This window comes from Specibacter sp. RAF43, assembly GCF_052114065.1.
Classification (GTDB): domain Bacteria; phylum Actinomycetota; class Actinomycetes; order Actinomycetales; family Micrococcaceae; genus Specibacter.
Map to the genome: position 1 here is coordinate 52206 of NZ_JBFREA010000020.1, position 25210 is coordinate 77415.

23 protein-coding genes are annotated in these 25210 nt (G+C 66.3%); 16 read left to right on the plus strand and 7 right to left on the minus strand.

Going from position 1 to position 25210, the window contains the following annotated elements; all coding sequences use genetic code 11:
- Positions 1-8 precede the first annotated feature (8 nt).
- The 4 genes from AB4Y80_RS11950 to AB4Y80_RS11965 form a co-directional block, all read right to left on the minus strand.
- Entirely contained in the window at positions 9-953 is a 945-nt protein-coding gene (locus AB4Y80_RS11950; RefSeq protein WP_442214386.1) for an ABC transporter permease, read from the minus strand.
- Complete coding sequence (locus AB4Y80_RS11955; RefSeq protein ID WP_442214388.1) at positions 950-1717, minus strand: ABC transporter ATP-binding protein; 768 nt, start codon at positions 1715-1717, stop codon at positions 950-952. Before AB4Y80_RS11955 ends, AB4Y80_RS11950 begins: the two co-directional genes overlap by 4 nt.
- A complete protein-coding gene (locus tag AB4Y80_RS11960; RefSeq protein WP_442214390.1) occupies positions 1714-2685 on the minus strand; it encodes a DUF6282 family protein in 972 nt (323 codons plus the stop codon). Before AB4Y80_RS11960 ends, AB4Y80_RS11955 begins: the two co-directional genes overlap by 4 nt.
- Before the next feature lie 129 nt (positions 2686-2814).
- A complete protein-coding gene (locus AB4Y80_RS11965) occupies positions 2815-3474 on the minus strand; it encodes a GntR family transcriptional regulator (protein WP_442214392.1) in 660 nt (219 codons plus the stop codon).
- A gap of 96 nt (positions 3475-3570) precedes the next feature.
- On the opposite strand from AB4Y80_RS11965, the gene AB4Y80_RS11970 reads away from it, so the two are divergent.
- Together AB4Y80_RS11970 and AB4Y80_RS11975 are read left to right on the plus strand one after the other, a co-directional pair.
- Positions 3571-4356 carry a DUF1932 domain-containing protein gene (locus tag AB4Y80_RS11970; protein ID WP_442214393.1) on the plus strand — a complete coding sequence of 262 codons (786 nt, stop codon included), beginning with the start codon at positions 3571-3573 and terminating at the stop codon, positions 4354-4356.
- Positions 4353-5423, plus strand: coding sequence for a 4-oxalomesaconate tautomerase (locus AB4Y80_RS11975; RefSeq protein ID WP_442214395.1), 1071 nt, complete (start codon positions 4353-4355; stop codon positions 5421-5423). The genes AB4Y80_RS11970 and AB4Y80_RS11975 overlap by 4 nt, the downstream gene beginning before the upstream one ends.
- Before the next feature lie 47 nt (positions 5424-5470).
- On the opposite strand, the gene AB4Y80_RS11980 is transcribed toward AB4Y80_RS11975, so the two are convergent.
- Complete coding sequence (locus AB4Y80_RS11980) at positions 5471-6622, minus strand: patatin-like phospholipase family protein (RefSeq protein ID WP_442214396.1); 1152 nt, start codon at positions 6620-6622, stop codon at positions 5471-5473.
- A gap of 107 nt (positions 6623-6729) precedes the next feature.
- Here AB4Y80_RS11980 and AB4Y80_RS11985 point away from each other — a divergent pair, with 107 nt between their 5' ends.
- Complete coding sequence (locus AB4Y80_RS11985; protein WP_442214397.1) at positions 6730-7194, plus strand: GatB/YqeY domain-containing protein; 465 nt, start codon at positions 6730-6732, stop codon at positions 7192-7194.
- Between the two features lie 46 nt (positions 7195-7240).
- On the opposite strand, the gene AB4Y80_RS11990 is transcribed toward AB4Y80_RS11985, so the two are convergent.
- On the minus strand, positions 7241-7912 hold the full coding sequence (locus tag AB4Y80_RS11990) for an alpha-ketoglutarate-dependent dioxygenase AlkB family protein (protein ID WP_442214398.1): 672 nt from the start codon (positions 7910-7912) through the stop codon (positions 7241-7243).
- 148 nt (positions 7913-8060) lie between these two features.
- Between AB4Y80_RS11990 and thrS the strand changes: the two genes are divergently transcribed.
- From thrS to pdxS, 4 genes are all read left to right on the plus strand, one after another.
- Entirely contained in the window at positions 8061-10070 is a 2010-nt protein-coding gene (thrS, locus tag AB4Y80_RS11995) for a threonine--tRNA ligase (RefSeq protein ID WP_442214400.1), read from the plus strand.
- Positions 10071-10140: 70 nt separating this feature from the next.
- On the plus strand, positions 10141-10701 hold the full coding sequence (locus AB4Y80_RS12000) for an HIT family protein (RefSeq protein WP_442214401.1): 561 nt from the start codon (positions 10141-10143) through the stop codon (positions 10699-10701).
- Positions 10702-10717: 16 nt separating this feature from the next.
- On the plus strand, positions 10718-11344 hold the full coding sequence (gene pgsA, locus AB4Y80_RS12005) for a phosphatidylinositol phosphate synthase (RefSeq protein WP_442214402.1): 627 nt from the start codon (positions 10718-10720) through the stop codon (positions 11342-11344).
- Positions 11345-11446: 102 nt separating this feature from the next.
- The gene (gene pdxS, locus AB4Y80_RS12010) at positions 11447-12349 is read left to right on the plus strand and encodes a pyridoxal 5'-phosphate synthase lyase subunit PdxS (protein ID WP_442214403.1); all 903 of its coding nucleotides are present in this window, start codon (positions 11447-11449) and stop codon (positions 12347-12349) included.
- 78 nt (positions 12350-12427) lie between these two features.
- On the opposite strand, the gene asnB is transcribed toward pdxS, so the two are convergent.
- Positions 12428-15112 (minus strand): asparagine synthase (glutamine-hydrolyzing), encoded by a 2685-nt coding sequence (gene asnB / locus AB4Y80_RS12015; protein ID WP_442214404.1) that lies wholly within the window; start codon positions 15110-15112, stop codon positions 12428-12430.
- A gap of 127 nt (positions 15113-15239) precedes the next feature.
- On the opposite strand from asnB, the gene pdxT reads away from it, so the two are divergent.
- From pdxT to AB4Y80_RS12060, 9 genes are all read left to right on the plus strand, one after another.
- Complete coding sequence (pdxT, locus tag AB4Y80_RS12020; RefSeq protein ID WP_442214406.1) at positions 15240-15938, plus strand: pyridoxal 5'-phosphate synthase glutaminase subunit PdxT; 699 nt, start codon at positions 15240-15242, stop codon at positions 15936-15938.
- 2 nt (positions 15939-15940) lie between these two features.
- Positions 15941-16696 (plus strand): YebC/PmpR family DNA-binding transcriptional regulator, encoded by a 756-nt coding sequence (locus tag AB4Y80_RS12025; protein ID WP_442214408.1) that lies wholly within the window; start codon positions 15941-15943, stop codon positions 16694-16696.
- A 3-nt stretch (positions 16697-16699) separates the two neighbouring features.
- On the plus strand, positions 16700-17287 hold the full coding sequence (ruvC, locus tag AB4Y80_RS12030; protein WP_442214417.1) for a crossover junction endodeoxyribonuclease RuvC: 588 nt from the start codon (positions 16700-16702) through the stop codon (positions 17285-17287).
- Positions 17288-17392: 105 nt separating this feature from the next.
- On the plus strand, positions 17393-18025 hold the full coding sequence (gene ruvA, locus AB4Y80_RS12035) for a Holliday junction branch migration protein RuvA (RefSeq protein WP_442214409.1): 633 nt from the start codon (positions 17393-17395) through the stop codon (positions 18023-18025).
- Positions 18026-18028: 3 nt separating this feature from the next.
- Positions 18029-19153 (plus strand): Holliday junction branch migration DNA helicase RuvB, encoded by a 1125-nt coding sequence (gene ruvB, locus AB4Y80_RS12040; protein WP_442214410.1) that lies wholly within the window; start codon positions 18029-18031, stop codon positions 19151-19153.
- Between the two features lie 140 nt (positions 19154-19293).
- On the plus strand, positions 19294-19761 hold the full coding sequence (locus tag AB4Y80_RS12045) for a preprotein translocase subunit YajC (protein ID WP_442214411.1): 468 nt from the start codon (positions 19294-19296) through the stop codon (positions 19759-19761).
- 93 nt (positions 19762-19854) lie between these two features.
- Positions 19855-21618, plus strand: a complete 1764-nt coding sequence (gene secD, locus AB4Y80_RS12050; protein ID WP_442214412.1) for a protein translocase subunit SecD — start codon at positions 19855-19857, stop codon at positions 21616-21618.
- Complete coding sequence (gene secF / locus AB4Y80_RS12055) at positions 21618-22610, plus strand: protein translocase subunit SecF (RefSeq protein WP_442214414.1); 993 nt, start codon at positions 21618-21620, stop codon at positions 22608-22610. Before secD ends, secF begins: the two co-directional genes overlap by 1 nt.
- Positions 22611-22822: 212 nt before the next feature.
- Positions 22823-25108 carry a RelA/SpoT family protein gene (locus tag AB4Y80_RS12060; protein ID WP_442214418.1) on the plus strand — a complete coding sequence of 762 codons (2286 nt, stop codon included), beginning with the start codon at positions 22823-22825 and terminating at the stop codon, positions 25106-25108.
- Positions 25109-25210 lie beyond the last annotated feature (102 nt).

Genomic DNA, 25210 nt, shown 5'->3' on the forward strand with positions numbered 1-25210 from the left:
GTGGTGGGTTAGTTCTCATTGAGGGGCTTCCATTTGTTGACGCGGCGTCCGAGCATGGTGACGGCGATGTTCAGCACCGTGGCGACGACGGTCAGCACGAAGATCGTGGCGAAGACGCCGGCGGTGTCGAACTGGGCGGCGGCGGCATTGATGAGGTAGCCCAGGCCCTGGTTGGACGCGACGAGCTCACCAATGACGGCGCCGATCAGGGCGTAGGGAATGGCGACCTTCAGGCCGGTCAGCAGGCCCGTCATGGAGGCGGGCAGGATGACCTTGCGGACAATGTCCCATTTCGAGCCGCCCATCAGCTTGACGGCGTCGATCAGGCCCTTGTCCACATCACGCACACCGGCGGCGGTGTTGAGGAAGACCAGGAAGAAGACGCTGATGGCGGCGAGCAGGATCTTCATTTCGATGCCGATGCCGAACCAGACGATGAAGAGGGGAGCGAGGGCCACCTTGGGAATGGAGTACAGGGCGAGCATGAACGGGTCCAGGACCTCGTACAAGACGTTGATGGAGGCCAGGATGTAGCCGACGACGGCGCCGGCCAGGGCCCCGCAGAGGAAGCCGATGATGATTTCCTGCAGCGTGATCCACGTGTTGTCGGCGAGCGTGCCGTCCTGGATCCATTCGATGAGCCGGGCCCAGATGGCGCTCGGCTTGCTGATGAACGTGCCGTCAATGACGGAGCCGGAGGCGAGCTCCCAGAGGATGAGGAAGGCCAGCAGGACCACGGTGCGCAGCCCCCACACCAGGCTCTGGTGCCGGTTGCGGTCCCACCAGGTGCGGTGGACGTCTTCACGGATCGGTCCGCCTCCGCTGGCGCCACGCTCCGTGGGCGCCGCCAGCTCCTGCATGCCCAGCCCGGCGGACCCTTTGACGGCGGAGCCTTTGACGGCGGAGCCGCGGGGCACGGGCGCCGCCGTGTTGGCATTCCCCGCTGCGTTCATGCCGCGGCCCCTTCCTTCAGTGCTGCTGCGAGCTCCCGATGAAGCCGGACAAAGCCGGGATCCACGCGGGTTTCATCGACGCTGCGGGGACGGGGAAGGTCGATCTGCTCATCCCTGAGGATGGTGCCCAGCGGTCCCAGCACCACGACGCGGTCGCCCAGCAGCAGGGCCTCCTCGATGTCGTGGGTGACGAAGACGATCGTGGATCCGGAGCCGTTCCACAGCCGCAGCAGTTCCTCCTGCAGCTCATTGCGCAGCTGGGCATCCAGGGCGCCAAACGGCTCGTCCATCAGGACGGTGCTTGCRCCCCCGGCCAACATGCGGGCCAGGCTGGCGCGCCGGCGCATGCCGCCGGAGAGTTCGCGCGGATAGCTGGCTTCGAAGCCGGCCAGGCCGACGCGATCGATCAGGTGAAGTGCCTGGCGGCGCTGTTCCTCGGGGTCCACGCCCTGGAGCTCCAGGGGCATCTGGACGTTGCGCAGCACGTCCCGCCACGGCATCAAGGTGTCGGACTGGGTGAGGTAGCCGATGTCGACCGTCGGGCCCGTGTGCGGTGCGCCGCGGTAGGAGACCGTTCCGGCCGACGGCTTGGTCAGGCCCGAGAGCAGATTCAACATCGTGGACTTGCCGCAGCCGCTGCGCCCGAGGATGGTCACGAAGGTGCCCTCCTCGATCGAGAGGTTGAAATCCCGCAGCGCGACGGTTGCCTTATCCTCACGAACAAACCGTTTGGTCAGGCCGGTGACTTCGAGCACCGCGGTCATGGGTGCGCCCCGGCTTTCACGCTGTGGTGGGACGGGGCGTCGGACAGCGGGGCGGCACCGGCCAGCCACCTGCTGTTGTGGACCGTCATCAAGCGGATCTGCGCATCGGTGAACCCCTGCTCGAGCAGCAGGTCGGCGGCGAGGGCCAGGCCGTCCTCCACGGGCGGATTGAAAGGCTGGCCCAGGTCGCTGCTGATCACGGAGTGCTCCGGACCGGCGTCGCGGATGTTGCCGAACCAGGTTTCCCACGGCACCTTTCCCGTCAGCGGCGTCGTCAGGCAGCGTTCCAGGTAGGCGCCCTGTTCGGCCAAGGCCCGCTGACGGGCCAGGACCATGCGCTGCGAGGTGAATTCCGGGTGCGTGATCACGATGCGCTTGACCCCGGCGGCAACGGCCAGTGGAATCAGCTGTCCCGACTCATCCGCATGCAGGTGACCGGTGGCCAGGGTCATCTCGTGCCTGGCGATGACCGAGAGGACCTGGAGGGTCTTCTCCAGCGGCTCGCCGCCGGGGCCGAACAGCTCCACGTCATCGGCCGCCATGCCGGCGGCCGACAGATCGGCCTGGAGCTGGGCCCACATGGGGGGCGTGGCACCCTCGGGTTCCTCGGACAGGCAGGCCCGCTGGTTGTGACTGTCCACGGTGGGCAGCCAGATGAATTGCGCCCCGCCGCGGGCGGCGATTTCAACGGCGACCGGGTTGAGCCCGCCGATGGAGGCGTTCAGGGTCAGCGCACCCAACGCATCGACATCCGGGTAGAGCTTGCGGACAGTCTGGGCCCGTTCGGCCGTCGGGGTGTAGTGGGACTTGATGACGAAGCCGGCCAGACCCAATTCCGAGTAGCGTGCGGCCAAGTCGAGGTCGTCGATTCGTCGCTTCAAGACGTCCGGGGCGATGTGGACATGTATGTCGTAGGACCCACGGACGAGTTCGCGCGCCCTCTCCGAGGGTTGCAGATGCTGTGACATGGATCTCCTTTGATCGTCGTTCTCAATATTGTTAGCAATATTGTTGGCAATGTCAATAGCCTGCATGATCCGAGGTCCCGGGCAACAAAAAAGGCCCCGGCGGTGACCGGGGCCTTTGTGGAGAACCGACTATGCCTCGCTGGCCCGTATGGCGGCCGCCACGCTTTCGAGGTGCCGGCGCATGGCCTCCGCGGCCGCGTCCGGAGAGTGGGTGCACACGGCATCGATGATGGCCAGGTGCTCGGGCAGGGACACCAAGGACCGGCCGGGTTGGGCGGAGAGTCGAAATTGGTAGCGCACCGCCTGGCTGCGAAGCCGGTCGATCATGGCCGCCGCCGTCCCCTGCCCGCTGATTTGGATGATCTTGGCGTGCAGGCGCTGGTTGCCTTCCGAGTAGGAGCGCCGATCGCCAGCTTGGACCGCCCGCTCCATCCGCTGGGCCAGCCCGCGCAGTTCATCCACGTCCGGGTCGGTAATGCGCTCCGCGGCCTTCCGGGCGCAGAGCGCCTCCAGGGCCGAGCGAACCTCCGTGATTTCCACGGCCTCCTCGACGGAGACCGCGCGGACCCGGGCGCCGCGGTTCTGGATGCGCTCGACCAACCCCTCCACGCTGAGCTGCGAGAGGGCCGCGCGGACATTGCCGCGGCTTGAGCCGTATTCCAGGGCCAGATCGGCCTCAACCAGGCGCTGCTTGGGGACCAAGTCACCCCGGTCGATGGCTTGGCGGAGCAGTTCGGCCACCTCGGCCGAGCCCAGGACTTCGGTGCTCTGCGTGTCAATCGGCTTCATCATCATCCTTCAAGTATGGGCTTTTGAGACCAGTTCATGTATATTGCTAACAATTTTGTTGATAATATCCTACAGGTGTTAAGCACGGGAGACGCGATGGCTGGCATAACGATTACCGTCCTGGGATTGGGCGAGGCCGGCAGGCTCTATGCCGGCGGCCTGAGCACGGCCGGCGCCACGGTCAAGGGCTACGATCCCTACACGGACGCCCGCGGCGCCGGCATCGATCAGCATGAGGACCTGGCGGCGGCGCTGAACGGCTCCGCCGTCGTGCTGAGCCTGGTCGGGGCGGCCGCCGCCGAGACCGTGGCGGCCCGGTCCGCCGGCCACCTTCATCCGGAATCGGTTTACGCCGATCTGAATACGGCCTCGCCGGCCACCAAGGCGGGAATTGCCCGCCGGCTCACGCGCGATGACGTGTCCTTCGCGGACGTCGCGGTGCTGGCGCCGGTGCCGCGCGCGGGACACCGCACCCCGTTGCTGGCCAGCGGTCCGGGCGCCGACGCGCTGGCCGGACTCCTTGGCCCGCTGGGAGTGCCCATTGCCTCCATCGGGGGCGTGGCCGGGGACGCCGCCGCCCGGAAGCTCCTGCGCAGCGTCTTTATGAAGGGACTGGCCGCATTGGTCCTGGAAGCCACCGCGGCGGGGGAGGCCGCCGGCCACGGCGACTGGCTCCACGGCCAGATGGCGGCGGAACTGGGACCGGGCGGCGCCGACCTCATCGAGCGCCTCGCCACCGGCACGCGGGCGCACGCCGAACGGCGACGCCACGAAGTCCAGGATGCGCTGGACTATCTGCGCGAGCTGGAGTCCCCGCACTGGATCACCGGTGCCACGCTGGCCTGGATCTCCTCGCTGACCGAGGAAGGGACAGCCAAATGATGACCTCAGTTCCCTGCATGCTCCTGCGGGGCGGCACCTCCAAGGGTGCCTATTTCCTCAAGGAGCAGCTGCCCGCCGACCCGGCGGCCCGGGACCGGTTGCTGCTCCGGGCCATGGGCTCCCCGGACGCCCGCCAGATTGACGGATTGGGCGGGGCCCACCCGCTGACCAGCAAGGTTGCGGTGGTGTCGGCGTCCAGGGCGGATCCCGGTGCCGTGGACTACTTGTTCCTGCAGATCGGCGTCGAGACGCCGACCGTCTCGCGCACCCAAAACTGCGGAAACCTCCTGGCCGGGGTGGGGGCCTTCGCGATCGAGCGCGGCCTGGTTGTGGCCGCCGAGGGATACACCACCGTGCGCATCAACCTGGTCAACACCGGTGGCACCGCAACGGCGGTGGTGTCCACCCCGGGGCGGGTGGTCAGCTATGAGGGGGAGCAGGAGATTGCCGGCGTCCCCGGCCGGTCCGCACGGGTCCTGCTGGAGTTCGCCGACACGGCCGGGTCGAGTTGTGGGGCGCTGCTGCCCACCGGACACGCCGTGGATGTGATTGGCGGCGTGCGCGCAAGCTGCATCGACAACGGCATGCCGACCGTGGTGATCGATGCGCGCAGCATGAGCCTGACCGGCACCGAATCCCCTGCGGCCCTCGAAGCCGACACGGCCCTGTGCCGGCGCATCGAGGAGATTCGCCGGGCGGCGGGGATCCTGATGGGCCTGGGCGACGTCTCGGAGATGACCACCCCCAAGGTCAGTCTCGTCTCGGCCGCGCGTGCGGGCGGGACGCTGGCTACGCGCACGTTCATCCCCTGGCACGTCCACGACGCCCTGGGCGTGTTGTGCGCGGCGTCCATCGGCGCCGCCTGGCAGCTGCCCGAATCGGCGCTGGATACCGTCAGCGGCTCCGGCGTCCGCACGCCGCTTCTGCGCATGGAGCATCCCACCGGATTTATCGACATCGAGGTCGATGTCACCGTGGATACCACGGGACCGCGCGTGCTGCGCACGGCCAACGTCCGCACCGCCCGGAAGATCTTCGACGGGCTGGTCTTTGTGCCGGGCGGCTAGCCGGCCCTCCCTGACGGCGGCGGCAGAGGGGGTGGATCCCGGCACTGCTAGGCGCTCGCCGTCAGCACCCGGGCCAGGTCGTCAAAGGCCTCGTGGTTGGCCCGAATATAGTCATCGGCGGTTGTTACCAGGGCTGCGATGTTGGCCGGCCGGGCGTCGTCCATGGCCGGATTGACGCCGGCGGGCAGCGTGAGCTGGTAGCGAAGATAGCGCTCGCCAAGGGCAATCATCAATTGGTCTCTCATGAACGCCCCCGGTGAAGCCCTGAACGCGTTGGCCAACGGCCCGGCCAGCTGGATCCAGCTCCGTGTGTCCACCAGCTGTTGCACGGTGCCGTCGTCATTGCCCGCCGTCGTGGCCGGCTGACCGGTCCCCAGTGAGACGAGGAGCATCTCGGAGAGCGTCCGGCCCGCCATGGTCAGCAGCGAAGCGGCCGTTGCGAATCCCAGCAGCGCTGGATCGTTGGCCACCAGGCCGCCATCAACGAGGCGCCGGCCAAGGATGGTCATGGGTTGGAAGTACGTCGGCGCCGCCGAGGTTGCGCGCGCAGCCTCGCGCATGAGTATGGCGCCCATGTGGTCTTCCTCCCCGATGCCCCCTCCGGCCAGGACGATCGGCTCGCCCGTATCCACGTCGCACGTCACCACGGCCACGCCGCAGACGGCGGAGGACATCGGCATGTCCCCGAAGGTCTCCGCCAGGCGGCGCTCCAACGGGCCGACCGGGTACCGCGCGTTTCCCTGCCCCGCCGCATGTCCGCCCGTGCCCGCGGTAATCTTGGCAACGTTCTGGTAGCCCATGAAGTGCTTGAATTTTTCAAGCGCCGTGGCGTTGGCGGCCAGCGGCGCCCTTGTCCCGAGAATCGGATTTCCCCGGGGGAGCCCGACCAGGGGTTCTCCACCCAGGGGAAACAACTCGTTCCCGTGCGTGACATACAGTTCCCGGACCGTCTCCGCCGTGCTGGGCCGTCCGCCTTGGACCGGACAGGTCAGCGCCAGGGCGATGATTCCGCCCGTACTGGTACCAACAATTAAGTCGAAGAGTTCCGATATTCGCCGGCCGGTGAGGCGTTCGAGCTCTCTTAGCATCGTCGCCGGTATGGCGCCGCGAATGCCACCCCCGTCTATGGAGAGCACGCGGATCATGGCCACCTCCCTGGACGGTCCACCCAGCATGGGGTCCCCGGGGGCGGCTGTCAAGGGGAGCGGACAATAGTATTGGAAAGAGGGTAGGGGCATCGGCAGGTTCGCCACTTTGCGTGCGCGGCGTACCGCGGCCCACCCGATCCGCCAACCAGAGGAATGCCATGTCCACCCTGAAACAGCAGCTGAAGTCCGACGTCGTCAAGCACATGAAGGCGGGGAACAAGGTGGCGTTGACGACCGTCCGGAATGTTCTGGGCGAGATTGAGACCCGGGAGAAGGCCGGGAAGTCCCCGATCGAATTGGACGACGCCCAGACGCTGGCGCTCTTGCAAAAGGAGGCCGCCAAGCGCCACGACACGGCACGCATCTTTGCGCAGGCAGGTGAGGCCGGGCGTGCCGCCGCCGAGATCAGCGAGGCGGAGGTCATCGAGGCCTACCTGCCCCAGCCGCTGACCGCCGCCGAGGCGGCAGCAATCGTCGATGAGGTCATCACGGGGCTGGAAAGTTCCGAGGGGGCGCTCTCGATGCGCCAGATGGGCCTGGCCATGAAGCCGATCACGGCCCGGATCGCCGGCCGCTTTGACGGCAAGGCCGTCTCGGAGATGGTCCGGAAGCGGCTGTCCTAGCCGGCGGACGGGCACTCCCGGGGCCGCCCGCGGGGGAGTGGCCTGGCTAGGACAGGCCCGTCACGCGCATGGTGATGTTGATCCGGCCGTGGTGCAGACCGCACCCGTGCGGCGCCGTGCCCGGGAAGACCTTCGTCACGCCATGGTAGGCGAAGCGGGAGGGCCCGCCGAAGACGAACAGGTCACCCGAGGCGAGCTCGACGTCGTCGTACGGTTTGGTGCGGGTGCCCGTGTTGCCGAAGCGGAAGCGGCAGCTGTCACCAATGCTCAGGGAGACCACCGGCTCCGGCGACTTCTCATCCTTGTCCTGGTGCATGCCCATGGTGGCGGCGTCATCGTAATAGTTCACGAGCGCGGCATCCGGGGTGTAGGCGGCGCCGGCCAACGGATCCGCATAAGCCTCCGCGACGGCCTGGCGGCCCAGCGCCACCAACCAGTCGGGGAAATCCAGGACGCGGTTGCCGTTCACGTCGGTGGCGGCGCGGCTGTACCGGTAGGGCTGCCAGTGCCAGCCCAGGCAAACGGTGCGCACCGACATGTGGTGGCCGCTCGGGAGCCTGGCCGCGCGGAGTGGTACCGGTCCCCGCGTCCAGTCGCGGAACCTGTCGGTGATCCACCGTTGCTGCTCCCGCGTCAGCCAGCCCGGGACGTGAACCGCGCCGGGCGCGATTTCGCGGGGCCCGGGCGTGTCCGGGGGGAGTGTGAAGAGGGCATCCATGTGGTGTCCCAGACTAGCCGATGTTCACGGCGGACGCCCCGTCCGTGTTGGTTGGGACACCGGCGACCCGATACCATCAAAGAGGCTCACAGCAACCCCCGTATGTTGCTTGGACACGGAGCCGCCATAACGAAATGAGGAGTTACCCGTGCCAGTGGATACCCAGATCACCATCAATGTCGACGGCGTTGCGACAACGGTGGCCACCGGCACCACCGGGGCCGAGCTCTTCTTTGAACGGCGCGACGTCGTCGTGGCCCGGGTCGACGGCGTCCTGACCGACCTCGACCGGCCACTGGCCGATGCCACTGTCGTGGAGGCCGTCACCATGGAATCCCCGGACGGGCTGAACGTGCTGCGCCACTCGACCGCCCACGTCATGGCCCAGGCCGTCCAGCAGCTGCGCCCGGACGCCAAACTGGGCATCGGCCCGTACATCACCGATGGTTTCTACTTTGATTTCGACGTCAAGGAACCCTTCACCCCCGAGGACCTCAAGACCCTCGAGAAGATGATGCAAAAGATCATCAACCAAAACCAAAAGTTTGCCCGCCGCGTGGTTTCCGAGGACGAGGCCCGGGCGGCCATGGCCAACGAGCCGTACAAGCTGGAGCTGCTGGGCAGGAAGTCCGACGCCGATACGGCCGGCGAGGGCGTCAACGTCGAGGTGGGTGCCGGCGAGATCACCATCTACGACAACGTCGAGCGCAAGAGCGGGGACGTCGTGTGGTGCGATCTGTGCCGCGGCCCGCACCTGCCCAACACCAAGCTGATCTCCAACGCATTTGCGCTGACCCGCACGTCGGCCGCTTACTGGCTGGGCAACCAAAACAACCAGCAGCTCCAGCGCATCTACGGCACCGCCTGGCCCACCAAGGACGCGCTGAAGGCCTACCAGGAGCGGATCGCCGAGGCGGAGCGCCGCGACCACCGCAAGCTGGGCGTGGAACTGGACCTCTTTTCCTTCCCCGACGAACTGGGCTCCGGCCTGCCGGTCTTCCACCCCAAGGGCGGCATCATCCGCAAGGCCATGGAGGACTACTCCCGCCAGCGGCACGTGGAGGCCGGCTACGAGTTTGTCTACACCCCCCACATCACCAAGGCCAACCTGTACGAGGTCTCGGGCCACCTGGACTGGTACCGGGACGGCATGTTCCCGCCCATGCACGTGGACGCCGAACTGAACGAGGACGGCACGGTGCGCAAGCCCGGCCAGGACTACTACCTCAAGCCGATGAACTGCCCCATGCACAACCTGATCTTCCGCTCCCGCGGCCGGTCCTACCGCGAACTGCCGCTGCGCCTCTTTGAATTTGGTGCCGTATACCGGTACGAGAAGTCCGGGGTGATCCACGGCCTGACCCGGGTGCGCGGCATGACCCAGGACGACGCCCACATCTACTGCACCCGCGAGCAGATGAAGGACGAGCTGACCAAGACGCTGAACTTCGTCCTGTCGCTGCTCAAGGACTACGGCCTGAACGACTTCTACCTGGAACTCTCCACCAAGGACCCGGAAAAGTTCGTCGGCTCCGACGACGCCTGGGCCGAAGCCACCGCCACACTGGCCGAGGTCGCCGAAGCCTCCGGCCTGGAGCTGGTGGCCGATCCGGGCGGCGCCGCCTTCTACGGCCCCAAGATCTCCGTGCAGGCCAAGGACGCGCTGGGCCGGACCTGGCAGATGTCCACCATCCAGCTGGACTTCAACCTGCCCGAACGCTTCGAGCTCGAATTCCAGGCCGCCGACGGCACCCGCCAGCGCCCGGTCATGATCCACCGCGCCCTCTTCGGCTCCGTGGAGCGGTTCATGGGCGTGCTGACCGAGCACTACGCCGGGGCGTTTCCGGCCTGGCTCTCGCCCGTGCAGGTCGTGGCCATCCCGGTCGCCGAGGCGTTCAATGACTACCTGTTCGACGTCGTCGACCGGCTCAAGGCGCAGGGCATCCGCGCGGAGGTGGACATCTCCAGCGACCGCTTCCCCAAGAAGATCCGCACGGCCAGCAAGGACAAGGTGCCGTTCGTGCTGATCGCCGGCGGGGACGACGCCGACGCCAACGCCGTCTCCTTCCGCTTCCGGGACGGCAGCCAGGACAACGGCGTGCCGGTGGATGAGGCCGTGAACCGCATCGTGGCGGCGGTCCGCAACCGGACGCCATGAGCAACCACCACGACAACGCAGTGTCGGCGTCGCCCCAGGTGCTGGGGCCCATAGATTAAGGAAATCACGCGTGAGCGAGCAGGGTGTGGCGTCCATTCAGGACGATTTTGAGCTTCCGGGGGTGCCGGACGCCTTCGCGCGCCTGTGGACCCCGCACCGGCTCGCCTACGTCAAGGGCGGCCAGGACCAGGTCACCGGCGCGCACGACTGCCCCTTTTGCGAGGCCCCGGATCGCGAGGACACGCAGTCGCTGATTGTCCGCCGCGGCGAGCTGGTCTATGTGGTGCTCAACCTTTTTCCGTACAATCCGGGACACCTGCTCGTGTGCCCGTACCGGCACGTCCCGGACTATACGGACCTGACGGTGGCCGAAACCGCCGAGTTCGCGGCGCTGAGCCAGCAGGCGATGACGGTGCTTCGGGCCGTTGCCAATCCGTCCGGATTCAACCTGGGCATGAACCAGGGGGTCACCGGGGGGGCGGGCATCTCCGCTCACCTGCACCAGCACATCGTTCCGCGCTGGGGCGGGGACGGGAACTTTTTGCCCATCATCGCCGGGACCAAGGCGATCACCCAAACCCTCGGTGATGTGCGCGACCAGGTGGCCACTGCCTGGCTGGGTGTCGAATGAAACCTAAGGTCTCTTAATGCTGAACAAGTATGCGCGGGCACTTTTCGCGGCGATCTTCACCCCTGTCGCCGCACTGTTGGTGCGCCTGAAGGTGTCCCCGGACGCCGTCACCATCATCGGCACGTTGGGCGTGGCGGCCGGGGCGCTCATCGGCTACCCGCTGGGCGAGCTGTTTTGGGGCACGGTCGTCATCACGGTCTTCGTCTTCTCCGACATCGTTGACGGGCTCATGGCCCGCATGCTGGGGCGCTCCGGCCCCTGGGGCGCGTTCCTGGACTCCACCCTTGACCGGCTCGGGGACGGGGCCGTCTTTGCCGGCATCGTCATCTGGTTCTATACCGGCGGGCACAATTCCTTCATCGCCGCCATGGCCCTGACCTGCCTGGTGCTAGGCTCCATCGTCTCCTACGCGAAGGCCCGCGCCGAAGGGCTGGGCATGAGTGCCAACGTCGGCATTGCCGAGCGCTCCGAGCGGCTGGTGGTCGTCCTGGTCGCAACCGGGCTGGTGGGCCTGGGCGTCCCGGAACTGGTGCTCGCCGTCGTCCTGGTCCTGCTGGCCCTGGCCAGTGTGGTGACCATTTGCCAGCGGATGGGCACCGTGCGCGCCCAGGCCATGGACGGCAACTTGCCGGCCGGCAAGTAGCCCGGTTTCAACCGGGGCAGGTTCTCGGAATAGAATGGCCGTACCCGTATGGCCTGTCAGGTTTCGGGTTCAAATTTTTCGTTCCTTCCCAGAGGGGTTTTTGTGTCTACACCCGACGTAACACCGGTGACCGGCAGCAGCCGTGTCAAGCGCGGCATGGCCGAGATGCTCAAGGGCGGCGTCATCATGGACGTTGTCAACGTTGAACAGGCCAGGATCGCCGAGGATGCCGGCGCCGTGGCCGTCATGGCGTTGGAGCGCGTACCCGCCGACATCCGCGCCCAGGGCGGCGTGTCGCGCGCCAGCGATCCGGACATGATCGATGCGATCATTGCCGCCGTCTCCATCCCCGTCATGGCGAAGGCCCGCATCGGGCACTTCGTCGAGGCGCAGGTGCTTGAGTCCCTGGGCGTTGACTATGTGGACGAGTCCGAGGTCCTGACCCCGGCCGACTACGAGCACCACATCGACAAGTGGAACTTCAAGGTTCCATTTGTCTGCGGCGCCACCAACCTGGGCGAGGCGCTGCGCCGCATCAACGAAGGGGCGGCCATGATCCGCTCCAAGGGTGAGGCCGGAACCGGCGACGTCTCCAACGCCACCGGCCACATGCGCAAGATCCGCGCCGAGATCGCCCGCCTGGCCTCCCTGCCCGAGGACGAACTGTACGTGGCCGCCAAGGAACTGGCCGCCCCGTATGAGCTCGTCAAGGAGATCGCGGCCACGGGGAAGCTTCCCGTGGTGCTCTTTACCGCCGGCGGCATCGCCACCCCGGCCGACGCCGCCATGATGATGCAGCTCGGCGCCGACGGCGTCTTCGTCGGCTCCGGCATCTTCAAGTCCGGCAACCCGGCCCAGCGTGCCGCCGCCGTCGTGAAGGCCACTACCTTCTATGACGACCCCAAGGTCATCGCCGAGGTCTCCCGCGGGCTGGGCGAGGCCATGGTGGGCATCAATGTTGCCGACATCCCGCAGCCGCACCGCCTCGCCGAGCGCGGCTGGTAGCACTTTTTCGCCGAGGTAGCCGGTCCGGCCCGAGACTCGCCCGTCTCGGGCCGGACCGGCTACCTCGGCGGGAGGGGCCTACTTTTGCGTAAAGACCAGAGACATCGGCGTGGTCTCGGTGGTCTGCCCCTGCGGGTTGTCCCGGAAGATGTCCGCCAGGACCGTCTTGGACAGCTTTGTGTCGTGGCCCAGGGTGACGACGCCGAGGTCGTTCGCGTCCATGATCGCCACGCCGGCAAACGTGGCGGCGTATTCTGCCGGCACCGTCTTGCGGACCAGGGCGCTCAGCCGGGCGGCCACGCCGTCCGGGTCAAGGGGCGCGTACTTGACCGAGTGGGTGGAGGTGCCCACCTGGTAGCCGGCGGCGCCGTCGATCGCGTTGATGTTATGGCCCACCACCTCGTAGAACACCCCGGACTTGCCCCGCAGCTTGCCCAGGACGCTGCGGGCGGAGGCGTACATGATCCGGGGCAGGCCCACCTCGTCGATGGCCAGCTGCATGGACCAGGGGCTGGCCAGGCCGATGCCGCCGGGGTTGCGGGTGACGAACTTGCTAAAGAAGCGCGCGGCCCCGCTGACCTTGATGTCCCAGACCGGGATGGAGCGGCCCTGGGTCATGGCGACGATCTTTTCCGAAATGAACAAGTACCACGGCGTGTTTGAGGTGGCCGTGCCGTGGTCGCCGCCGGCGGCGGGCAGCCCGTCAAAGAAACGCTTGACGTAGGTCATGGCCGTGGGGTCGAAGTCGGTCTCCTTGTAAAAGACCTCGGTGCGCAGCGGGTAGCGCCGGAACGTGCCGGCGCCGTTCGGGACCGTGATGTCCAACTGCTTGTCGGCGTTGGGGATGTAGTCGCTCTTGCCCACGATCCCGGCCAGGACCGGTGGGACGTCGAAGAACTCGCGCAGCCACAGTTCGGTGTTGAGCAGGCGCCAGAACACCATGGTGGAGCCGCCGCTCTTGCCGCTGAGGTATTCCTCAAACGCATAGATGATGGCGTCCTGGTTCCAGTACGGGCGGCTTTCAAAGGACGAGGACAAGAAGATCTCGTAGATCTTTTCCTTCATCAGCGCAAACCATTCGGCCTCCGGAGTGGTGAAGCCGATCTTGTTGCGGCGGTTGCTGATCATCTCCGGCAGCAGCTCGCGGGTGGCGTCCCGCAGGATGCGCTTGTTCCAGCCGCCCTTGATGATCGATTCATCATCCAGGCTGAAGAGGAACTTCACCACCTCCTTATCCAGGAACGGCACGCGGCCCTCCAGGGAAAAGCGCATGGTGTTCTTGTCCTCGTACCGCAGCACGGCCGGCAGCGACTTGTGGAAGAGATCGTCGATGAGGCGCAGCTTCAGGTTGTCCGGAATGTTGGCGAACTTTTCCGCCTTGAAGCGGGCCGTGAATTTCGGATCCAGCAGCGGGGCGATCCCGGCTTCCTTCTTCAGCGTCAGCATGCCCTTGATCCGGAACCGGGCCAGGCGGAAGAGGATGTCCGCGCTGGAAACCAGTTCCTTGGCGAGCTTGGCGTTCTGGCCGTTCTTCTTCAGCTGGCGCAGGTACGCAAAGTAGTACGGGATGTAGCCGGCCATCATCTCGTCGGCGCCCTGCCCGTCCAGCAGCACGGTGACGTGCTTGGAGGCCTCGCGCATGACCTGGTACTGGGCGTACGGGCCCGAGGAGATGATGGGCTCCTCCATGGTGCGCACAAAGTCCTCCAGGTCCGCCACGAACTCGGAGGCCTGCGGGCGGATCTTGTGGCTGATGACGTTGCCCTCACAGCGCGCCAGCACGGCGTCCGCGTATTTTTCCTCGTCGTTGATCGAGTTGGGGAAGACGGCGGAAAACGTTTGCTGGCGGGCGCCCAGCGAATCGGTGGCGGCCGCCTTCTCCTGCATGAGCTTGTTGATCGTGGCCACGACGGCGGAGGAGTCCAGTCCCCCCGACAGGGCCGTGCCCACGGGGACCTCGGACTGCAGGCGCAGGCGCACGCCCTCGGTGAACCGCTCCCGGTACTCGTCGATGACGGCCTGCGAATAGGGGGTCTCGATCCGGGCGAGTTCGGCCAACTCTTCCTTGAACCGCGTGTAGGGGCTGATGGTGATGCTGCCGGCGGGGCCGGTGGCGGTGGCCACCGTGGTGAGCACCAGCTTCTCGCCGGGCATGAGCTTGCGGACGCCGGCAAAGAACGTCTCCGGCTCGTCGTCGTGGATGCGGAACTGCAGGTAGCGGTACAGGATCCTCTCGTTGACCTTCTTCTCCAGCTTCCCGGCGGCCAGCAGGGGCTTGATCTCCGAGCCGAACAACAGCGTGGGGGACTCGGCGGTGCCGGCGGTGGCGTAGTAGAGCGGCTTGATGCCGAAGTGGTCGCGGGCCAGTACCAGGCGGTTGTTCAAGCGGTCGTGGATGGCGAAGCCAAACATGCCGTTGAACTTGTCGAACGCGGCGTCGCCCCACTCCTCGTAGGCCTGGAGCACCACCTCGGTGTCGGAGACGGTGCTAAAGGAACGCCCCAGCGCCTCCAGTTCGGCCCGCAGGTCCAGGTAGTTGTACACCTCGCCGTTGTAGACCAGCACGGTCTCGCCGTCTGCGCTGACCATCGGCTCCTGGCCGTGGGCCACGTCGATGATGGACAGGCGGCGGTGCGCCAGGCCCACGCTGCCGTGCGTGTAGATGCCCTCCCCATCCGGGCCGCGGTGCACGATGCACGCATTCATCTCTTGCAGGAGGGTTTCGTCTTCCCCATAACCGTAGTAACCGGCGATTCCGCACATACTGCTTACCTCATCCTTAATACGTCAGTCCACGGACAATGCTACTTGCTGCGGCGCGAGAGGCTTGGCACCGGGCGGTGTCCACGGGCGGTAAAACTGTGAGATGGCGCCCAACTATGATGGATGGGTGACTGCCACCGCCGAAGAAAAGCAAACCCTGTCCGGCCCGCACGCACCCCTCGTCGGGGTTCTCGCCCTCCAAGGCGACGTGCGCGAACACGCCCGGGCCCTGGAGGCCTGCGGAGCCCGCGTGGTGGCCGTGCGCCGCCCGGCCGAGCTGGCCGCCGTCGACGGCCTCGTCCTCCCCGGCGGGGAGTCGACCACGATCGATAAACTCACCCGAATCTTTGGCCTGGCCGAGCCGTTGCGGGAGCGCATCCGGGCCGGCATGCCGGTCTACGGCAGCTGTGCCGGGATGATCTTGCTGGCCGAGACCATCGCCGATCCGGCCACGGATCAGGACGGCAACGCCCAACAAACCCTGGGCGGGCTGGACATCACGGTGCGCCGGAACGCGTTTGGCCGCCAGGTGGACTCCTTTGAAACCGAGCTGCACTTCACCGGCTTGGCCGCACCCGGTGAACCGGAAACGCCCGTGCACGCCGTGTTCATTCGGGCCCCGTGGGTGGAGCGCGTGGGCGACGGCGTGCAGGTGCTCGCCAGCGTGGACCTGCCGGGGACCGGGCAAAACGCTAAGATTGAGCCAGTAGTCCGTGCGGTCGCCGTCCGTTCGCAGCATCTGCTGRCAACCTCCTTCCATCCGGAAATGACCGGTGAGCGCCGCATCCACGAACTGTTTATTCGAATGATTAGAGGAGAAGCGTAACTATGTCAGGCCACTCCAAATGGGCGACCACGAAGCACAAAAAAGCCATCATTGACAGTCGTCGTGCCAAGTCGTTCGCCAAGCTGATCAAGAACATCGAAGTTGCCGCCCGCATCGGCGGCGCGGACATCGTCGGCAATCCGGCCCTGGAACTGGCCGTCACCAAGGCCAAGAAGACCTCCGTCCCCGCGGACAACATTGACCGGGCCATCAAGCGCGGCTCCGGCCAGCTCGGCGACGCCGTCGACTACCAAACCATCATCTATGAAGGCTACGGCCCGCAGGGCACCGCCATCTTGATCGAGTGCCTGACCGACAACAAGAACCGGGCCGCCTCCGAGGTCCGCCTGGCCGTGGGCCGCAACGGCGGCAACATGGGCGATCCCGGCTCGGTGGCGTACATGTTCACCCGCAAGGGCATCGTGGTCCTGCCCAAGAACGGCCTCGGCGAGGACGACGTGCTCATGGCCGTGCTGGACGCCGGCGCCGAAGAGGTCAAGGACGAGGGCGAGAGCTTTGAGATCATCTCCGACACCGCCGACCTGCCCGCCATCCGCGCGGCCCTAACCGAGGCCGGCATCGACTACGAGAGCGACGAGGCCGGCTTTGTGCCCTCCATGCAGGTGGAACTGGATGTGGCGAACGCCCGCAAGTTCATGAAGCTCTACGACGCGCTGGAGGACCTGGATGACGTCCAGAACATCTACTCCAACGCCGACATCAGCGCCGAGGTCCTGGCCCAGCTCGAGGAAGACTAGGACCTGCGCGTCCTGGGCGTGGACCCCGGCCTGACCCGCTGCGGGCTGGGCGTGGTGGACGTGGTCGCCAACCGCACGGCCACCATGGTGGCCGTCGGGGTGGTGGGCAGCACGCACGAGATGACCCTGGACGGCCGGCTGCTGGTCGTCGCCGAGGCGATCGATGCCTGGCTGGACGCATTCAAGCCGGATGTCCTGGCCCTCGAGCGCGTCTTTGCCCAAACGAACCTGAGCACCGTCATGGGCGTGGCCCAGGTCTCCGGCGTCGTCATCGTCGCCGCCGCCCGCCGCGGCATTCGGGTGGCGCTGCATACGCCCTCGGAGGTCAAGGCGGCCGTCACCGGCAACGGGCGGGCGGACAAGGCCTCCGTCACGGCCATGGTCACCCGGATCCTGCGCCTGGCCGAGCCGCCCCGGCCGGCCGACGCCGCCGACGCCCTGGCCCTGGCCATCGCCCATGCCTGGCGGGCCGGAAATTCGCTCGCCTCCGCGTCCACGGGCACGACGGCGGCCCAACAGTTGTGGCGCGACGCCGAGTCCAAGGCGAAAACGAAGAAGAACAAGGAAAAGTCCGGGCCGAGCTGGCGATGACTGTTCGGAAATATGTTCGATACAATGGGTGTATGTTGGTCCGTATCCAACCAGGAACGTGACAACCGAGAACCTGACAACCGAGAACATGAACGGAGCGGCGTAGTGATCAGTTTTGTCCGTGGACCGGTGGCCCACCTCTCCCTGGCCCAGGCGGTCATCGACGTCAACGGCGTCGGCATGCTGGTCCACGCCACCCCCAAAACGCTCGGCGGCCTGCGGGTGGGCGAGGAAAGCACCCTCACCACCTCGATGATCGTGCGCGAGGACTCCATGACCCTCTACGGCTTTGCCGACGCGGATGAACGTGAGGTCTTCGACATCCTGCTCAGCGTCAGCGGGATCGGACCCCGGCTCGCCCTGGCGGTTTTGGCCGTGCTGGAACCGGAGGCCATCCGCGCGGCAGTGGCCGGCGGGGACGGCAAGACCTTCACCAAGGTGCCCGGAATCGGCCCCAAGGTGGCCGGGCGGATCGTGCTCGAGCTCAAGGGCAAGCTGCACCCGACGGGAACCGGTGCGGCCGCCGCCCCGTCCCCGGTCCGGATGGAATGGAAGGACCAGGTGGTGGCCGCCATGACCAGTCTGGGCTGGAATGAGAAGGATGCCCTCAAGAGCATCGACGCGGCCATCGCCGGGGAACCCGAGTTGGGCGAGAGCGGCAATGTGGCCGCCGTCCTGCGGGCCACGCTGCGCTGGCTGGGCCAGGACGGCGCCCGCCAATCAAGCCGGGTGCGCTAGGCCATGGCCGGCCCCGACGACAACGCCCTGCTGCCGGGCCAGATCATCTTCGGCGGCGAAGAAGCCGGCGTCCGGCGTGCCGCGCCGTCGGCCGAACTGGCCCCCGCCGTCGAACCCGAGGAACGCGAACTGGAAGCGGCCCTGCGCCCCAAGAACCTGGACGACTTTGTGGGCCAGGAACGCGTGCGCAAACAACTGGCCCTTGTGCTGGCCGCCTCCAAGATCCGCGGCCGCAGCGCCGACCACGTGCTCATGTCGGGCCCGCCGGGCCTGGGCAAGACCACCCTGGCGATGATCATCGCCGCGGAGATGAACGCACCCCTGCGGATCAGTTCCGGCCCCGCCATTCAGCATGCCGGGGACCTGGCCGCCATCCTCTCCTCCCTGTCCGAGGGGGAGGTGCTGTTCCTGGACGAAATCCACCGCATGTCCCGCCCGGCCGAGGAAATGCTGTACATGGCCATGGAAGACTTCCGGGTCGACATCATCGTGGGCAAGGGTGCCGGCGCCACGGCCATCCCGCTGGAGCTGCCGCCGTTCACGTTGGTGGGCGCCACCACCCGGGCCGGACTCCTGCCCGGCCCGCTGCGGGACCGGTTCGGCTTCACCGGCCACCTGGAGTTTTACTCCGTCGAGGAGCTGGAGTTGGTGCTGCGCCGTTCCGCGGGCATGCTGGACTTGAAGCTGACCAGCGCCGGATTCAGCGAAATCGCCGGCCGGTCCCGCGGCACCCCGCGCATTTCCAACCGGCTGCTGCGCCGGGTGCGCGACTGGGCCCTGGTGCACGGCATCGAGACCATCGACGCGCGGACGGCGTCGGCCGCGCTGGACATGTATGAGGTCGACGCCCGCGGCCTGGACCGCCTGGACCGGGCGGTGCTTGAGGCCCTGGTCAGCAAGTTCAACGGCGGCCCCGTGGGCCTGTCCACCCTGGCCATCGCGGTGGGGGAGGAGCCCGAAACCGTTGAAACGGTGGCCGAGCCGTTCCTGGTGCGCGAAGGCCTGCTGGGCCGCACGCCCCGGGGCAGGATCGCGATGCCGGCCGCGTGGGAACATTTGGGCCTGAAAATGCCCGGCAACGCCGTGGCGGCGGCCATGCTGCCCTTTGATGAGGACGATGCGCCATGAGTGCCGGCGAAGGCTCGTTTTGCCGGTTGTGGGCACGTGTTGATCGTACATTCAGGAATACCCTCTAGACTGGTATGACGTCCGGCACGTTCAAGTGCTCCGGGCAGCCAACCAAGACGCCCATGATTGGAACTTTCACTGTGATCCTCAGTAGTATTCTGGCCGCCGACCCGGCCGCCGCCCCCGCCGGCTTCAGCCCCATGAACCTGGTCCTGTTCGCCGCGTTCGGCCTGCTGATCATCATGATGATCCGCAAGCAAAAGAAGACCAAGGCGGCCGCGGCGCAAAAGCAGTCACAATTGGCCCCGGGCGTCGAGATCATGACCAACTTCGGCCTGTTCGGCCATGTCAGGGGCATCGACACGGAAAACAACAAGATCGAACTGGAGATTTCTCCCGGGGTCGTCGTCTCCGTGCACAGCCAGACCGTCGCCAAGATCATTGACCCCGCCGACGCCGCCGCGGGCACGGAGCTGGCCGATCTCAACACTTCAGTGCCCGATGACGCGTCCTCGCTGACCGCCGGCACTGAGCACACCGACGTGTCCGGGGAAACCGCCGAGGAGACCCTTCAACGCCTGAACAAAGACACCAACAAAGACAACTAGCCTGGTGCGGGCGGGCAGCTGCTGCCGGCGATGAAAGTCGCCGCAGCAGCCTTGCCGTGTTCAAAAGCCCGTGAACAATAGAAGGATCCCTTGATGGCACGAACTGGCCCGACCTCCTCAGCCCGCAGAATGCTGCTGTGGCTGGTGGCGATCTTCATCGTTTGCATTATCACCGTAGGCGGCGGTGTCCTCACAAACGCGGCCAGCTGGGTTCCCAAACTCGGCCTCGACCTTGAAGGCGGCACCCAGATGATCCTGGCGCCTAAGGTGGAGGGTGCGGGCAACATCACGGCGGAGCAACTGGACCAGGCCGTCTCCATCATCCGCCAACGCGTGGACGGCTCGGGCGTCTCCGAGGCGCAGATCGCCACCGAGGGCGGGCGCAACGTCGTCGTGTCCATGCCCGGCAAGCCCACCACCGAAGAGCGCGACCTCATCAAGGCCTCGGCCAACATGAACTTCCGCCCCGTGATCCAGATTGGCCAGGGGGCCGCCGTGCCGGTGGCCGAGCGCCTGCCGGCGGATAAACTGCCCAAGCCGACGGCCAAGCCGATCAATGCCAGCGACCCGAACTGGGTGGATGCGGCACTGTACAAGGAGTTTGAGGCAACCAGCTGTGTGGCCCCCATCACGGAGCGGCCCACCATTTCGGACCCGAACAAGCCGATGATCTCCTGTGAACATGACAACGGGGTCAAGTACATCCTGGGCCCGGTGGAAGTTCCCGGCAAGTGGATCAAGACCGCCTCCTACGGCCTGCAGCAGGGCGCCCAGGGCGTGACCACCAACCAGTGGTCCGTCCAGCTGACGCTGACCCAGCCCGAAGGCGCGAAGGCGTTCAAGGAAGTCACCCAGCGTCTCCACGCCAAGTACCTGGCCAACCCGCAGGACCCGCAGTCCCAGTTCGCAATCGTGCTGGACGGCAACGTCATCTCGGCCCCCGCATCCATGGCCGTCATCACCGACGGACAATCCTCCATCACCGGCAACTTCACCGAGGACAGCTCGAAGTCACTGGCCGACAAATTGAAGTTCGGCGCCCTGCCCATCAGCTTTGAGATCCAGTCCGAGGAACAAATCTCCGCAACCCTCGGTCTTCAGCAGCTGGAAATGGGCATGTTGGCCGGGCTGATCGGCCTGGGCCTGGTGGTGGTCTACTCCCTGTTCCAATACCGGGCCCTGGGCTTTGTGACGATCCTGTCCCTGGTGATCGCCGGCGGCATCACCTACCTGGCCATCATTTTGCTTGGCTGGTCCGAAAACTATCGCCTGTCGTTGGCCGGCGTGGCCGGCATCATCGTCTCGATCGGCCAGACGGCGGACTCGTTCATCGTCTACTTCGAACGGGTCAGGGATGAGCTCCGCGACGGCCGGGGCCTGGTGGCCGCCGTCGAAAACGGCTGGCTGCGCGCCAAGCGGACCATCCTGGCCTCCAAGGCCGTGAACATCCTCGCCTCACTGGTGCTGTATTTCGTGGCCGTGGGCAATGTGAAGGGCTTCGCGTTCACGCTCGGCCTGACCGCCGTGGCCGACCTCATCGTCGTGTTCATGTTCACCCACCCGACGCTGCAGTTGCTGGCGCGCACGAAGTTCTTCGGCGAGGGGCACCACTTCTCCGGACTGGACCCCGTCCAGCTCGGCGCCGTGCCGCTGTACCGCGGCGCCGGGCGCTTCCGCAGCCCCCAGGACTCCCTGGCCGTGGCCAAGGGCAAGAACGCCCGGGCGGCCGGCGAGGCCGAACGGCGCCAAACCATCGCCGAACGCAGGCTGGCCGCCAAACAAGCTGAAATGGTCGGCAGCAGGGGAACCGGTTCCACCGCGTCCGAAGCCGGCGACGACGCCAAGGAGAGCAACTGATGAAGAGTTTCGCCACATTCGGCAACGAGCTGTACACCGGCCAGCGCTCCTACGAGTTTGTCGGCAAGCGCAAGATCTGGTTCGGCATCACAGGCATCGCCGTCCTGCTCTCCATCGTGTTCCCGCTGCTCACCGGCGGGTTCAACTTCGGCATTGAATTCCGCGGCGGCTCCCAGTTCACCATCTCCGACGTCGCCCACACGGACGTCGGCACCGGTGAACGGGCCGTGGCCGCGGCCGCGACCGGAACCGCGGCGGTCGTCACCAACGTCGCCGGCAAGACCATGCAGGTCCAGACCGACCGGCTCAGCGACGACCAGACCATCAAGGTCAAGGATGCGCTGAAGGAGGCCTACGGGGTGACCGATGACCACATCACCTCCACCTTCGTCGGCCCGTCCTGGGGCCAGGACGTCTCCCGCCAGGCGATTGTGGGCTTCATCGTGTTCGTGCTGCTGGCCACTGCGCTCATGGCGCTGTACTTCCGCACGTGGCGCATGTCCATTGCCGCGATCGTGGGCCTGCTGGTAGTGATGGTGGTGACCGCCGGCGTCTATGCGGCGTCCCGGTTCGAGGTGACGCCGTCGGCCATCATCGGGTTCCTGACCATCTTGAGTTACTCGCTCTATGACACGGTGGTGGTGTTCGATAAAATCCGGGAGAACACGGCGGAGATCACCAGCTCCACCCGGCGCACCTTCGACGAGGAGGTGAACCTGGCCGTCAACCAAACCCTGGTCCGCTCGATCAACACCATGATGGTGGCCGTGCTCCCGGTGGGGTCCATCCTGTTCATCGGCGCCATGCTGCTGGGCGCCGGAACGCTGCGGGACCTCTCGCTGTCCCTGTTCATCGGCATCATCGTCAGCACCTTCTCCACCGTCTTTGTCGCAGCACCCATGTACTCGTGGCTGCGTGAGCGGGAACCGGAGCTGGTCAAGCAGGCGAAGAAAGTCCAGGCCCGCCGCGCCGCGGAGCCCGCCAACGCCTAGCCGTCCCTCCGGGCCGGGGCCGGGACACGCTGCGAAAAGCACCGTGTCCCGGCCCTTCCACATTGGTCGTGAGCCTTGTGTGCCGGGATTAGACTAGATGAATGCCCGGTTTGAGCGGGATGGGCGTTGGCCGAGGGAAGGAAGAAGTTGTGAACGAGCAAGCACCCTCGCATGACACCCTGTCCGGAAAGTCCGCGGAAGCCAAGGGTGCCGTGCCCGAGCCCGAGCGCCGCCCGGTGGAGATCCGGCCCACGTTTCCCGGCCGTCGCGAACGCACCCGCTCCCGGCTCGCCCGGCTAACCGGCTGGTCGAGTGAAAGCTATTCGCCGATCCTGGAACCGTTGCTGCGGATTGTGCGCGCGAACAACCCCAAGGAAGACTTCGACCTCATCCAGCGCGCCTTCACGGTGGCCGAAAGGTACCACGAGGGTCAAAAGCGCAAGAGCGGGGATCCCTACATCACCCACCCCGTCGCCGTGGCCACCATCCTGGCCGAGCTGGGCATGTCCGGGCCGACGCTGGCCGCCGCGCTGCTGCACGACACCGTGGAGGACACCTCCTACACGCTCACCGAGCTGCGCCGGGACTTCAGCGACGAGATCGCCATGCTGGTGGACGGCGTCACCAAGCTGGACAAGGTCGAGTTTGGTGAATCGGCCCAGGCGGAGACCGTCCGGAAGATGGTCATCGCCATGGCCAAGGACATCCGGGTCCTGGTCATCAAGCTTGCCGACCGGCTGCACAACGCGCGCACCTGGCGATTCGTCTCGGCGGAGTCCTCCGGCAAGAAGGCCCGCGAAACCCTGGACATCTATGCCCCGCTGGCGCACCGGCTGGGCATGAACACCATCAAGTGGGAACTTGAGGACCTCTCCTTCTCCGCCTTGTATCCGAAAGTGTATGAGGAGATTGTGCGCATGGTCTCCGACCGCACCCCGGAGCGGGAAAAGCAGCTGGCCGTCATTCGCCGGCAAATCAGTGAGGACCTGCGCGAGGCCAGGATCAAGGCCGCCATCACCGGCCGGCCCAAGCACTACTATTCCGTGTACCAAAAGATGGTGGTCCGGGCCAAGGACTTTGACGACATCAACGACCTCATGGGCGTGCGCGTGCTCGTTGACACCGTCCGGGACTGCTACGCGGCGCTGGGCACCATCCATGCGCGCTGGAACCCGCTGCCCGGCCGGTTCAAGGACTACATCGCCATGCCCAAGTTCAACATGTACCAGTCCCTGCACACCACCGTGATCGGGCCCGACGGCAAACCGGTGGAAATCCAGATCCGCACCCACGAGATGCACCAGCGGGCCGAATACGGCGTGGCCGCACACTGGAAGTACAAGACCGGCAGCAAGAGCCCCGTGTCCGGCCAGGAGGACATGAACTGGCTGCGCACACTGGTGGACTGGCAGCAGGAGACCAGCGACCCCAACGAGTTCCTGGACTCGCTGCGCTATGAGATGAACGCGCGCGAGGTGTTCGTTTATACGCCCAAGGGCAAGGTCATGGCGCTGCCGGCCGGGTCGACGCCRGTCGACTTCGCCTACGCCGTCCATACCGAGGTGGGGCACCGGACCATTGGTGCCCGCGTCAACGGCAAGCTGGTGCCGCTCAACAGCGAACTGGAACAAGGCGACGCCGTGGAAATCTTCACTTCCAAGGCCGAGGGCGCCGGGCCCAGCCAGGACTGGCAGAACTTCGTCAAGAGCGCCCGGGCCAGGAACAAGATCCGCCAATGGTTCAGCAAGGAACGCCGCGAAGAATCCATTGACAAGGGCAAGGAACTGCTCACCAAGGCCATGCGCAAGCAGAACCTGCCCCTGCAGAAGATGATRACGCACGACGCCCTGATGGCGGTGACCCAGCATTTCCGCTATGTGGACATCGCCGGGCTGTATGCGGCCGTCGGCGACGGCCACACCTCCGCGCAGGCCGTGGTGGAGCGGCTGACGGACGTCCTGGGCGTGAACGACGACGTCGAGGACGCCGCCCCGCCCGTCGCCACTCACGTCTCCACGACCCGCTCGAGGGTCTCCGACTCCGGGGTGATCGTCCACGGGGTGGGCGAGGTGCTGGTGAAGCTGGCGCGCTGCTGCACGCCGGTGCCCCCGGATCCCATCGCCGGCTACGTCACGAAGGGATCGGGCGTGTCCGTGCACCGGCAGGACTGTCCCAACCTGGCCTACCTGCGCTCCGAGCCGGACAAGGTGGTCGAGGTGGAATGGGCCCCGACGCAGTCGGGCGTGTTCCTGGTGGAGATCCAGGTGGAGGCGCTGGATCGCAAGAGCCTGCTTTCCGACGTCACCCGGGTGCTGGCCGAAAGCCATGTCAACATTCTGGCGGCCAGCGTCAACACCTCCCGGGACCGGGTGGCCTTGTCCCGCTTTGCGTTCGAGATGGGCGATCCGAAGTACCTCAACCACGTCCTGAACGCCGTGCGCAGGATCGACGGCGTCTACGACGTCTACCGGGCCACGGGAACCTCCCGGCGCAGCTGATATGTAGGAAGGTTTGTCAAGGGGCATAGTTGTGCGGCTCCCAGCGTTGCTGGTGGGGGCCGCTGGTTTGGGTGCTGTCCGGGTGTGGTGGTCGTGCTGGCT

Bases quoted from the DNA above. Each gene is read 5' to 3' on its own strand.
- AB4Y80_RS11950 (WP_442214386.1), bottom strand. From the start codon at position 953: ATGAACGCAGCGGGGAATGCCAACACGGCGGCGCCCGTGCCCCGCGGC.
- AB4Y80_RS11960 (WP_442214390.1), bottom strand. From the start codon at position 2,685: ATGTCACAGCATCTGCAACCCTCGGAGAGGGCGCGCGAACTCGTCCGT.
- AB4Y80_RS11965 (WP_442214392.1), bottom strand. From the start codon at position 3,474: ATGAAGCCGATTGACACGCAGAGCACCGAAGTCCTGGGCTCGGCCGAG.
- AB4Y80_RS11970 (WP_442214393.1), top strand. From the start codon at position 3,571: ATGGCTGGCATAACGATTACCGTCCTGGGATTGGGCGAGGCCGGCAGG.
- AB4Y80_RS11975 (WP_442214395.1), top strand. From the start codon at position 4,353: ATGATGACCTCAGTTCCCTGCATGCTCCTGCGGGGCGGCACCTCCAAG.
- AB4Y80_RS11985 (WP_442214397.1), top strand. From the start codon at position 6,730: ATGTCCACCCTGAAACAGCAGCTGAAGTCCGACGTCGTCAAGCACATG.
- AB4Y80_RS11990 (WP_442214398.1), bottom strand. From the start codon at position 7,912: ATGGATGCCCTCTTCACACTCCCCCCGGACACGCCCGGGCCCCGCGAA.
- pgsA (WP_442214402.1), top strand. From the start codon at position 10,718: ATGCTGAACAAGTATGCGCGGGCACTTTTCGCGGCGATCTTCACCCCT.
- asnB (WP_442214404.1), bottom strand. From the start codon at position 15,112: ATGTGCGGAATCGCCGGTTACTACGGTTATGGGGAAGACGAAACCCTC.
- AB4Y80_RS12025 (WP_442214408.1), top strand. From the start codon at position 15,941: ATGTCAGGCCACTCCAAATGGGCGACCACGAAGCACAAAAAAGCCATC.
- ruvB (WP_442214410.1), top strand. From the start codon at position 18,029: ATGGCCGGCCCCGACGACAACGCCCTGCTGCCGGGCCAGATCATCTTC.
- secD (WP_442214412.1), top strand. From the start codon at position 19,855: ATGGCACGAACTGGCCCGACCTCCTCAGCCCGCAGAATGCTGCTGTGG.
- secF (WP_442214414.1), top strand. From the start codon at position 21,618: ATGAAGAGTTTCGCCACATTCGGCAACGAGCTGTACACCGGCCAGCGC.